The sequence below is a fragment of the Sporosarcina sp. 6E9 genome (genome assembly GCF_017921835.1).
In the GTDB taxonomy this organism is placed as follows: Bacteria; Bacillota; Bacilli; order Bacillales_A; family Planococcaceae; genus Sporosarcina.
In genome coordinates this window covers 584,437-596,393 of record NZ_JAGEMN010000001.1, presented here as the reverse complement: position 1 = coordinate 596,393, position 11,957 = coordinate 584,437, and the positions used below count along the sequence as shown (strand labels likewise).

The window sequence follows — 11,957 nt, the reverse complement described above, 5'->3', positions numbered from 1 at the left end:
TTGTATTACTCTTATGCTATTCGTTAAACAGCGTTAAATTTATTTACTCTCCAAATATACCAATTTCACGGAACTTTTCATAACGTTTCGCAATTACTTCCTCTTCATTCAGCAAAGTTAACGCCTCTAAAGAGGTTCTTATCGCATCGCCAATGTAAACAGCTTGTTGCTTTAAATCGCGATGTGCACCGCCCAATATTTCAGGAATAATCTTATCAATAATTCCAATCTCTTTCAAATCTGGTGCAGTGATTTTCATGGCTTCAGCCGCTTGTTTGGATAAACTGGCATCTTTCCATAAAATTGAAGCAGCACCTTCGGGCGAAATAACCGAATAGGTAGAGTGCTCTAACATATGAATATGGTTGGCTACACCAAGTGCTAAAGCGCCACCACTTCCACCTTCGCCAATGACGATAGAAATTACCGGTACAGTTAACCCGGCCATTTCAACTAAGTTTCGCGCAATTGCTTCACTCTGCCCGCGTTCTTCTGCTGCCTTCCCAGGATAAGCACCTTTTGTATCAATAAAACAAATGATTGGTCTGTTGAACTTTTCCGCTTGTTTCATTAAACGAAGCGCTTTACGATAGCCTTCCGGATGTGGCATCCCGAAATTCCGTCGAACGTTTTCTTTGGTATCTTTTCCACGTTGGTGTCCAATTACGGTAATCGGCCTAGAATCGAATGACGCAATTCCGCCAACGATTGCTTCATCATCACCGTAATTACGATCCCCATGCAGCTGAATGAAATCTTCAAAAAGTTGAGCTATATAATCCAATGTAGTTGGGCGTTGTGGATGTCTCGCGACTTGTACGCGATCCCAAGCTTCCATATTACCATAGATATCTTCTTCTAGATTCTTCAAACGTATTTTCAGTGTCTCAATTTCTTCTGATAAATTCACGTCCGAATCAATCGTGAATTGTTCAAGTTCCTCGATTTTTTCTCGAAGCCTAACGATTGGCTCTTCAAATGCTAATGTTTTACCCAATTCATTTAGTCTCCTTTACGTGAAGTTTAACAATATTAGAAAGAACATCTTTCATATGCGAACGATGAACAACCGCGTCTAGCTGACCATGTTCGAGAAGAAACTCGGCCGTCTGGAAATCATCAGGGAGTTTTTCCCTAACAGTTTGCTCGATTACACGTCTACCCGCAAAACCAATGAGTGCTTTGGGTTCAGCAATATTAATGTCGCCTACGGATGCAAAGCTTGCTGAAACGCCACCCGTTGTCGGATAGGTCATAATTGAAATATAAAGCAAACCGTGCTGTGAATGACGATTTAACGCCACGCTCGTTTTCGCCATTTGCATTAGGGATAGAACACCTTCTTGCATTCTGGCGCCGCCGCTCGCTGTAAAGATGAGCATCGGGATTTTGCGTTCTGTTGCCATTTCTATTGCACGCGTTATTTTCTCACCTACAACTGAGCCCATTGACCCCATTCTAAAATGTGAATCCATAATTGCAACTGCGACCTCGCGTCCGTCAATCTTTCCAGTTCCTGTTAATACAGCTTCATTTAAACCCGTCTTTTTTGCATCTTCTTCCACCTTTTCGGTATAGGCAGGGAAGTTTAACGGGTTTTGGGTTTTCAAATGATCATCAATAGATATAAAACTGTCCTTATCAAAAAGGATAGCTACTCGTTCTGCAGCTGTCATTCTAAAGTGATGATCACAATTAGGGCATACTTTCAATGCATTTATGAGTTCTTTTGTCAAAGTGACTTTTTTACATTCCGGACACTTTGTCATGATCCCTTCAGGAACATCATTTTTATTATTAGAAGGCATCGTTGCCTCTTTTTGCGTACGATTTCTTTTAAAAATGTCGCGAATCATTACTCTCTTCCCTTCTCTCTCTTTCAACTACATCAATCCATTTCTTATATGCCGCTAGTGCCGCCTGTTCATTTCCTAAGCGGACTGCTTGTAGCATTTCTTTAACTAATGGGTTTTCCACTCCATGCGTCATGGCATCTAATCGAACCATGCTGTATTGTTTTAATAGAAACCAAATTTTTAATGAAAGTCGATTTCCAGTCGCTATGATCATTTCTCTGATTAAATCTTCACGTAGGATTTCTCCATTGTGTTCAATCTTCGAGAGTAGGCTTTCCCATACTGGCAATTCACGAAAACTGCTATTTCGGCTAACCGCTTTGATCGCGCTGATTTCATGAATCCTTCTCGTTTCATGTACATCAACAACTGAATCTGGCTGTTGCATGATGAAGTCGGCTAAGACTTCGACGAATTGATGTTTTTGAAAATCGGCTAAAAATGTTCCTTCGCCGCGCTTCGTCTCGATAAGTCCTAGAAGTTCTAAGCTACGGAGCGCCTCGCGAATGGTTGATCTACCTACTTGTAATCGTTCAGCCAATACACGTTCAGAAGGAAGTTTCCCACCTGTTTTAATACCTTCATTTTTAATAATGTATCGTAATTCATGAACGATATCTAAATACATTTTTGATGGTGCTTTATGAATTTCCACTTCTGTGCTCCTCTGGAAACAACAATTTTTTCGGTGGTCAGACCACTGCTGTCTTTAAGCATACAGAAAATTTTGCTGAACGTAAAGTGAAAGTAGGAAAAGGTGAAAATTCAAACTCTTATCATATATATAGTTTATAATTGAATCGCTGATTTCAGTTCCGATCGGACGTATTCCACGCACATCCACAGGCTCCGAAACATTTTCAAGTGAAAAAACTTAGTTCTGTTTAATTCAAACCTTATAGGCTTTTTGAACGAGAATTTGAGGTTTGCCTCTTCTGGTTTCAACAGTTCCCTCTACTCGTATCATGGCCATTTCAGTTAGGAGTAAGTTTGATTCGGCATAGTTTCTTGGGAAGAATGTGCAGGACACTGTCCCCGTTTCGTCTTGGACTGAAACGAATGCCATTGACTCCCCTTTTTTCGTGCGTATGCGCTTCACTTCTGTAATCAGGCCGATGATGATCATATGTTCTCTGTCTCGCATCGTTGATATAGAAGATGCATTCATGAATTTTCCTTCATAGTTTTTCTTTAGTTGTAGTGCAGGATGTTCGGATAGATAGAAGCCAAGCACTTCCCTTTCGTATTCCAACATGATCATTCGCGGCATTTTTCCGCCGATTGTGTATTTGGGATTGGCGATTGACGGTATTATGGGAGTAAGTAAATCTTCACTGTCATTCGGCCCTACAAACATTGCGTGTGAAATTGCGGCATCTATTGAAGCTAATAGTGTGGCACGCTTCTCTCCAAACTCGTCAAATGCGCCAGCTTTAATTAGCGGGCTTATGACTTTTTCGGTGAAAACGTCACTTCCGAGATTAGCGGCGACATCAAACATCGTTTTCCAGTTCGATCCATTACTTCTTGCTCTGAATAATTCAGTATAAAAGTTTTTCGTTACCCCTCGGATAGAACCTAGTCCGATTCGAACTGCATTTTTTTCAACAGTATATGCATACTCACTTCTTTTGATCGAGGGTGGTAGTATTTGAATTCCATAAGCTTTGGCTTCTTCAATTAGTTCTATCGTTTTTTCGTTGCTTCCCATCATCGACGACAGAAGTGCAGCATAAAAATAGGCCGGTTCATTCGCTTTTAAATAAGCGAGCCGATAAGAAATGAGCGAATACGCGACAGCGTGACTTTTTGGAAATCCATAATCGGCAAACTTCACGATTAATTCGTAGATAGAGATTGCATCCTGTTCTGGGACGCCATGCTTCACGGCACTTTGTATAAATTTATTTCTTTCGTGTTGCAAAACATCGTGATTTTTCTTACTGACAGCACGTCTGAGCAGATCTGCTTCGCCCATTGTATAGCCGGCAAATTTCACTGCGATTTCCATGATTTGTTCTTGATAGACAATAACCCCGTATGTTTCTTTCAAAATCGGTTCGAGCGATGGATGAATATAAGTAATCTGTTCTTTACCATGTTTCCTATTATTGTACAAAGGAATATTATCCATTGGTCCCGGCCGATACAAAGCGTTAATCGCGAATATATCTTCAAAACGATTTGGTTGAATTAATCGCAAGGTATCTCTCATACCATCGGATTCAAATTGAAATACACCTGTCGTATCGCCTCGTCTAAACACGTCAAAAGTTTTGGCATCATTGAGTGGGATTTGTTCAAAATTAATGAAAACACCTTTATCTTTGTGAATAAGTCTTCTAATTCTGTCTAGCAAGGTCAGATTTCGCAAACCCAGAAAGTCCATTTTTAATAACCCTTGTTCTTCGACATCGCCCATTGGCCATTGGGTCAAGTAAATCCCGTCTCCCCCGTCTTGAAGTGGGACCGTGTCGACGAGTGGCTTTGGCGATAACACAACGCCCGCTGCATGTGTTGATGCATTTCGCGGAAGACCTTCTATGGAACTCGCAGCATCGAACCATTGACGCCGAAATAGATCCACTGCAATCCAATCCCGAAGTTTGGAAGATTCTTCGAATGCTTTTTCAAGCGTCATTTTAGAACCACTTGGAATCACACTCGATAAATAGGCCATTTCTTCGGTCGAAAAACCGAAAACACGCGCGACATTTCTTGCTACTGATCTGGCGGTAAGCGTTCCAAACGTTATGATTTGTGCAACATGATTTTTACCATATTTTTCAGCGACATAATGCAGAACTTCCGCTCTGCGATTATCAGCAAAATCAATATCGATATCGGGCATTGATTTTCTTTCAGGGTTTAAAAAACGTTCAAAAATAAGTCCATACTGTATAGGGTCGACATCTGTAATGCGAAGGGCAAACGCAACTAAAGATCCTGCTGATGACCCCCGACCCGGTCCAGTCAAAATATTATTTTCAGCTGAAAATCGAATGAAATCTTCAACGATTAAAAAGTAATCTGTAAAACCCATTTCCTTTATGACAGACAGCTCATAATCCAGCCGTCGTAAATAAACATCTTCAGTTTTCCCGAGTCTTTCGGTTAACCCTTTTATACATTTCTCTCGTAAATACGTTTTTGAATCTTGATTTTCCGGCAAAGGAAATACAGGCATTAATGATTTTTCTTTCGTTATTTCAACATTGCACGACTGAAGCAACGAAGAAGCATTCTGAAGCCAATGTTCTTTTCCGCTAAACCATTGGTTAAGATTTTCTTCTGTCGGCATATAGAAATATTGAAACTCATTTTTATTCTGATCTGTCATCTCACTTATTTTCTCGCCAGTTCGTATTGCCGTCGCAACTTCATAAGCGAATGAATCTTCTGGGCGAATGAAACGCGATTCGTAAACAGCTGTAATGGATATTGCTGTTGATTCGGCAATATTCTCAATGGTATTTTCATCACCATGTATTTTACCGCCTGGCCGTGAGATGCCAATAAAAACATTAGACTGCTTACACTGCTCTTTTATTAAACGGATAGATTCCTCACTGCGTGATCCTTCCCACGAAGAATCCGTCATCGGACAAATAATGCTACAACCAGCGCCATATGCTTTAAGCCATTGCAGAGGCAGAATTACAGTCTCCCCCACCGAAATAGCACTGCTAATTTTCATGAGGTTTTGATAACCGATATCGTTTTGGGCATAAATATAAACTAAAACATCTCGTTCTTCTCCAATGTTCAAGTTGACTGATAGTCCAATAACCGGTTGGATTCCATGGCGTTTTAATACTTTGGAAAATGTGCGAACACCGTATAATTTTGAGTTGACAATGGCCGCAACTGTAGCCCCTCTACTTTTCAGAAGCGGGGCTAATTCATTTAACTTTATGATTCCACGTAATAGGTCTGCACCCGTTACTAATTGCGGATAGACTAGAGTCACTGAATTCCCTCCGCTCCATTTTTCATTTACATAGTTGTTGCAGTTTGCTGATCAATTCATCCGCTTCTTCCCAAGAATAAACCGAAGCACCCGAAGCAAGTGGATGGCCCCCGCCATTAAATTGAGCAGCGAGCGTATTTATAATTGGTCCTTTAGAGCGTAAACGTACACGAATTTGTTTTTCTTCTTCTATTAAAATCGCCCACGCACGAATACCTTTCACTTCTCCCAATGAACCACCAAGTTGCGATGTTTCAACTGGTGTAACATTAAACTTATCAAGTATCTCTTTATCAAGTTTGATAAAAGCGGCCCCGTTTTCATCAATTTCGAAGTTTTGATAGATGTAGCCTTGGAGATGAAGGATTTTACGATCCACTTCATACATGCCAGCAAAAAGATCTTCTCGACTAAATTCGTATTTTATAAGTTCGCTTGCCATATCAAACGTTTTGACGGTAGCACTTGGAAACATAAATCGTCCCGTATCCCCAACTATTCCTGCAAATAGCAATCGTGCCGATGTAACCGGCAATGTCCAATCTCTCTTTTTCTTTCCGTATTCAAATAATGATGTAATCATTTCTGATGTCGAACTAGCACTTGTATCTACCCATTTAATATCGCCATATGGATCTGCATCTGGATGATGATCAATTTTCATGAGAAGAGCGCCTTCTGTGTAAAACTCTCCATCGATTCTTTCGGTGTTGCCGGTATCCGTAACAATAACGAGCGCATCCTTATACATTGAAAGCGTCACAACGTCCGGCGTACCCAAGTATGTTAGCGATTCTTCATGTTCGCCGGCTGCATAGACTTTTTTATCAGGATAATTTTCTACTATTAATTCTTTCAAGCCCATTTGAGAACCGTAAGCATCCGGATCCGGCCGAATATGGCGATGGATAATGATTGTTTCGTACTTCTCAATTGTGTCTATGATTTGTCTTTTCATCCTAAATTCCTCCGTGTATAAATATATTCCAGTCGCATTCCATGACAAAAATCGATACAATAAGAGTTAGATTGTTAGTTATGGAGGGCGAACTTACATGTTGAATTACATATTTGTATTTTTAATTATTGTCTCTGTTGTATATTATATCTATTTTAAGATGCGGCAATTCCGAACATCACATATGCATCCTATCCGAAAGAAAATGTATGCGAGCATGGCGGGTGCCTCACTTGGTGGTTTTCTTTTGTTTTTCGGCATAAACCAAGTCATCTTATTTGATCAGATTGCAAATTATATTGTAGCTGCAGTGTTTATTGCACTTGGCTTATATGTATTAATCGTGAATTATCGCGGTTATGCACATTATAAAAAATTCGTTATTGAAGAGGCAGAAATAAATCCAATTAACTAATGCATTCGTGCATTAGTTTTTTTGTTCGAAAAAGTAAAGCCTTATCTTTCGAATAATTGATACATGACCATCGCTTTGGCAACTAATTCATCATCTGCAAATACATCAAAGTCGACTTTAACAAATCTGCGACTCATTTGTAGAATTCTGGGATTCACACGCACGATTGTACCGAGTTGGACGGGTTGAATAAAATATAAAGAAACGTTTTCCGCGATGCCTTCGCCGCGTTTTTGCATTTTAATCGCCCGGTTTCCGGCTTCTGTCAATAATGTCATCATAGCACCGCTTGATAACGACCCAAACTGATTCGTCAATTGTGGAATAACTGTAAATTCAATTGAAGGGATATCACCTTTAACGACTTTAATTTGTTTTTTAACAATGTCATCGATGGTTTCACCCTGGTGGGGTTGCCGTTGTGCAGTTTGAAATGATTTAAGAACATCCTCGCGCGAAACGATTCCTATGAACTCACCCGTTTCATTTACAACGGGCAATAAATCTATCCCTTCCCAAATCATACTATGCGCCGCAGCAGCTACACTCGTATTTTCAGTCACCGTAATCGGATTACGCGTCATTACTTTCTCAATTTTTTCATCATCGGCATTCCCAATGATATCCCTTGAGGTAACAATACCGACTAATTTATCTTTGAGATTAACTACAGGATAACCTAGGTGGCCAGTATTCTTATTCTGCTTATTAAAATCCTTCACTGTATCTTTAATCGACAATACGACTGTTTCGGATAAAGGCGTTAAGATATCAGCTGCTAACAAGATTTCTTTTTCAATCAATTGATCATAGATTGCCCGATTCAGCATCGTTGCCACTGTAAACGAATCATAACTAGACGAGATAATCGGTAGCTCCAATTCATCCGCCAACTTTTTCACTTCATCGGTTGCCTCAAAACCGCCCGTTACCAGGACGGCCGCTCCGGCCATTAGCGCAATTTCATGGGCTTTCATACGGTTCCCGACAATCAGGAGACTCCCCGCTTCTATGTAGCGCATCATATCTCCTAATTGCATGGCCCCGATAACGAATTTTGTAAGTGTTTTATGTAACCCCGCGCGTCCGCCGAGTACTTGTCCATCTACAATATTCAGCACTTCAGCATATGTTAAACGCTCGATGCTTTCTCTTTTTTTCTTTTCAATGCGGATTGTACCGACACGTTCAATCGTATTGACTAATTTTCGATTTTCCGCCTCTTTGATTGCACGATAGGCAGTTCCATCACTGACAGAAAGTTCCTTTGCAACTTGGCGAACAGATATTTTTTCGCCAACTGAAAGTTCTTTAATATAACGAAGTATCAATTCATGTTTGGTCGACATTTCTTCACCTTTTCTATGGTGGTATCTATTGTCTATTCTACCACAAAATAATATAAAAACGATCCGGCCACTTCATTATAAGGGCCGGATCGAAAACTTAGCATTCGAATACTTCACCTGGCGTCATTATCTTCACCTCATGCTTGAGCACAAGTGCTTTAAAGACTTCAGGATTTTGTTCAATGGGCGGAAATGTATTGAAATGAACTGGAATTGTTAATTTTGGATTTAATAATTTAACCGCATAGGCCGCATCCTTTGGTCCCATTGTAAAATTATCGCCAATCGGTAGAAAGGCAACGTCGATAGGATGTCGTCTACCAATCAGTTCCATATCTCCAAAGAGCGCCGTGTCTCCGGCATGATAAATTGTTTTCCCTTCAGCCGTGAATAAAATCCCTGCAGGCATACCCGTGTAAATAAATTCATCATCTTCTGTTTGGTAGGATGAACTATGAAAGGCTTGTGTGAATTTAACAGTTCCAAATTCAAACTCTTTCGCGCCACCCAAATTCATGCCATGCGTACGGAGACCTTGCATACCCATATAAATTGCCAGCTCATTCGGAGCCACAACAAGCGCATCGTTCGCTTTTGCAATTTCCACAGTGTCGCCGACGTGATCATTATGTCCATGCGTTAGCAATATCACATCGGGTTTCTCGTTTTCAACAACGAGGTCCGTTAACTTATTCCCATTTATGAATGGATCGATTAGAATCGTAAATTCACCTGTTTTTATTTTGACAATTGAATGACCATGATAGGATATTTGCATCTAAATTCCCTCCAATTAATAATTCGAGATAAATAGCATCACTCTCTTACCTTCTATAATATTGTCGGAAACACCTCTTTTTTGGTATGATTAAGCTAGAACATAAGGAGGCTACTACTTTGACTAACGTAACAGAAATTCAAAAGTATTTACAAGAACAAGACATTGACGCGGCATTTATTACGACACCTGATAATGTTTTTTACATATCTGGATTTGACAGCACCCCACACGAACGACTTTTAGGCGTCATGCTATTCAAAGACGCAGACCCTTTTCTCATCTGCCCATTGATGGAAGTTCCAGATGCAAAAGCAACAGGTTGGCCACATGAGGTAATCGGCCATGTTGACACTGAAGATGCGTGGGATGTCGTGTTAAAGGCGGTTGAAAACCGCAAAATTGCTCCTGCATCAGTCGCAATCGAGAAATCCCATTTGACGGTTGAACGACTAGAACGCATGACGGAATTATTCAAGGGGGCGACCTTTCACCGACTTGACGAAAAATTAAACAGCATGAGAGTTATTAAAAATGAAGAGGAACTCGCTAACTTGCGCATTGCAGCTGAACTTGCCGATTATGCAATTGAAGTAGGCTGTCGTGAAATTGCGGAAGGTAAAACAGAGCTTGAAATCCTCATGGCGATTGAATTTGAAATGAAGAAAAAAGGCGTTCAAAAAATGTCTTTCGAGACGATGGTACTTTCCGGTCCAAAAACCGCCTCACCGCACGGAGTTCCTGGAGATCGCAAAATCGAGCAAGGCGATTTCATACTGTTCGACCTTGGCGTTGTTTACAATGGTTATTGTTCTGACATCACAAGAACTGTCGCTTTCGGTGAACCGACTGAGGCGAAACGAGAAATTTATGAAACTGTCAAAAAAGCTGAACAAGCAGCTGTCGATTTAGTTCGACCTGGTGTTAAAGCGAAGGAAATCGACGAGGCAGCGCGAAACATTATCGATGATGCCGGATTTGGTGAGTATTTCACACATCGAATCGGACATGGTCTCGGAATTTCCGTTCATGAATACCCGTCAATAACAGGTGCAAATGAAATGGCGTTGGAAGAAGGCATGGTCTTTACAATCGAACCTGGAATCTATAAACCAGATGTTACAGGCGTTCGCATTGAAGATGATGTTGTTGTTACAGCTAACGGAGTAGAAGTCCTTACGAAGTTTCCAAAAGAACTTCAAATTATTGAACCGAAATAATCGTAGAGAAAAAATAAATCAAAATCTGTCTGAGTACTTGAATGATTTTTCGTTCAAGTACTCGTTTTTCGTTGTTTGACATTTTCATACAGGAGATCCTGCTTTATAGCGATAGTCCAGAAAATAAAAAGGCTGCCAATTGAAGGCAGCCTTTGTTTATTCTTTTAATAATTTTTCAACAGGAACATATTCAAGGTTTTGCGCTTCTGCTACAGCTTTATAAGTTACAAATCCGTTGTATGTGTTGATTCCTTTTTGTAGCGCAAGATTGTCAAGACAAGCTTGCTTTACACCTTTATTGGTAATTTGAAGCGCGTAAGGTACTGTATTGTTTGTTAAACCAATTGTAGATGTTCTTGGAACAGCACCGGGCATATTTGCAACCGCGTAATGAACAACGTCGTGTCTAACATATGTTGGTTCATCATGAGTTGTAACCCGATCAGAAGTTTCAAATATACCGCCTTGGTCAATTGCAATGTCGACAAGGACGGATCCCGGACCCATTGATTTCACCATTTCTTCCGATACTAACTTCGGGGCTTTAGCGCCGGGGATTAGTACGGCTCCAATAACAAGATCCGCATCTTTTACAGCTTTCGCAATATTAAATGGATTTGATACAAGTGTTTGTACATCATAACCGAATAATTCCTCTAACTGACGAAGTCGCTCTATTGAGAGGTCAATGACAGTTACTTGAGCGCCCAATCCAATCGCAACACGCGCAGCGTTAGTACCCGCAATACCTCCACCAATTATGACTACTTTTCCGCGAGGGACCCCGGGAATTCCGCCAAGCAGAATACCTTTACCACCATTTGTTTTCTGTAGATATTGCGCACCAATCTGGGTCGCCATACGACCGGCAACTTCACTCATCGGTGCGAGTAATGGCAAGGTATTATTTGGTAGTTGTACAGTTTCATAAGCAATTCCCGTTACTTTTTTCTCTAGTAATGCTTTTGTCAATTCAGCTTCTGGTGCAAGGTGAAGGTACGTAAAAATAATTTGCCCTTCACGAAAATAGTCGTACTCGGCTTTTTTAGGCTCTTTAACTTTCATAATCATGTCGGTATTCCATGCTTCTTTTGCACTTAAGACGATTGTTGCTCCAGCCTCAACATAGTCAGTGTCTGTAAAGCCTGACCCAAGGCCAGCACCTGTTTCTATGAACACTTCATGACCAGCTGATGTTAATGTATAGGCACCGGCTGGAGTCATTGCAACGCGGTTTTCATTGTTTAGTATTTCTTTCGGAACTCCAATACGCATTAACGTACCCCTTTCTATGAAAAGCAACTTACTGTCTTTCCTATGTAGACAACTGCTTTTTATAGTAACAGAAATAATCGAATAATGCTTGTATCTTACTAATTCTTAGGCAAATTCGATCATATCTTATATTATT

The 11,957-nt window shown here is 40.5% G+C and carries 10 protein-coding genes; 2 read left to right on the top strand and 8 right to left on the bottom strand.

The window, feature by feature from the left end:
- Positions 1-43: 43 nt before the first annotated feature.
- The 5 genes from accA to J4G36_RS03135 all read right to left on the bottom strand — a co-directional run bounded on the left by accA (position 44) and on the right by J4G36_RS03135 (position 6,784).
- On the bottom strand, positions 44-997 hold the full coding sequence (gene accA, locus J4G36_RS03155) for an acetyl-CoA carboxylase carboxyl transferase subunit alpha (RefSeq protein ID WP_210468600.1): 954 nt from the start codon (positions 995-997) through the stop codon (positions 44-46).
- Position 998: 1 nt separating this feature from the next.
- Entirely contained in the window at positions 999-1,856 is an 858-nt protein-coding gene (gene accD / locus J4G36_RS03150) for an acetyl-CoA carboxylase, carboxyltransferase subunit beta (protein WP_210468599.1), read from the bottom strand.
- Positions 1,837-2,511 (bottom strand): FadR/GntR family transcriptional regulator, encoded by a 675-nt coding sequence (locus J4G36_RS03145; protein ID WP_368668714.1) that lies wholly within the window; start codon positions 2,509-2,511, stop codon positions 1,837-1,839. Before J4G36_RS03145 ends, accD begins: the two co-directional genes overlap by 20 nt.
- 234 nt (positions 2,512-2,745) lie before the next feature.
- Complete coding sequence (dnaE, locus tag J4G36_RS03140) at positions 2,746-5,826, bottom strand: DNA polymerase III subunit alpha (protein ID WP_210468598.1); 3,081 nt, start codon at positions 5,824-5,826, stop codon at positions 2,746-2,748.
- A 22-nt stretch (positions 5,827-5,848) separates the two neighbouring features.
- Positions 5,849-6,784: a DHH family phosphoesterase gene (locus J4G36_RS03135; protein ID WP_210468597.1), complete on the bottom strand. Its 936-nt coding sequence runs from the start codon at positions 6,782-6,784 to the stop codon at positions 5,849-5,851.
- Between the two features lie 97 nt (positions 6,785-6,881).
- On the opposite strand from J4G36_RS03135, the gene J4G36_RS03130 reads away from it, so the two are divergent.
- Positions 6,882-7,199 (top strand): YtpI family protein, encoded by a 318-nt coding sequence (locus J4G36_RS03130; protein WP_210468596.1) that lies wholly within the window; start codon positions 6,882-6,884, stop codon positions 7,197-7,199.
- 41 nt (positions 7,200-7,240) lie between these two features.
- Here the strand turns inward: J4G36_RS03130 and J4G36_RS03125 are convergent, their stop codons facing one another.
- Positions 7,241-8,548 carry a DRTGG domain-containing protein gene (locus J4G36_RS03125; protein ID WP_210468595.1) on the bottom strand — a complete coding sequence of 436 codons (1,308 nt, stop codon included), beginning with the start codon at positions 8,546-8,548 and terminating at the stop codon, positions 7,241-7,243.
- A 97-nt stretch (positions 8,549-8,645) separates the two neighbouring features.
- The gene (locus J4G36_RS03120) at positions 8,646-9,326 is read right to left on the bottom strand and encodes a metal-dependent hydrolase (protein WP_210468594.1); all 681 of its coding nucleotides are present in this window, start codon (positions 9,324-9,326) and stop codon (positions 8,646-8,648) included.
- Between the two features lie 119 nt (positions 9,327-9,445).
- On the opposite strand from J4G36_RS03120, the gene J4G36_RS03115 reads away from it, so the two are divergent.
- Positions 9,446-10,546 carry a M24 family metallopeptidase gene (locus J4G36_RS03115; protein ID WP_246880383.1) on the top strand — a complete coding sequence of 367 codons (1,101 nt, stop codon included), beginning with the start codon at positions 9,446-9,448 and terminating at the stop codon, positions 10,544-10,546.
- 156 nt (positions 10,547-10,702) lie between these two features.
- Here the strand turns inward: J4G36_RS03115 and ald are convergent, their stop codons facing one another.
- Entirely contained in the window at positions 10,703-11,821 is a 1,119-nt protein-coding gene (ald, locus tag J4G36_RS03110; protein WP_210468590.1) for an alanine dehydrogenase, read from the bottom strand.
- Between the last annotated feature and the right edge of the window lie 136 nt (positions 11,822-11,957).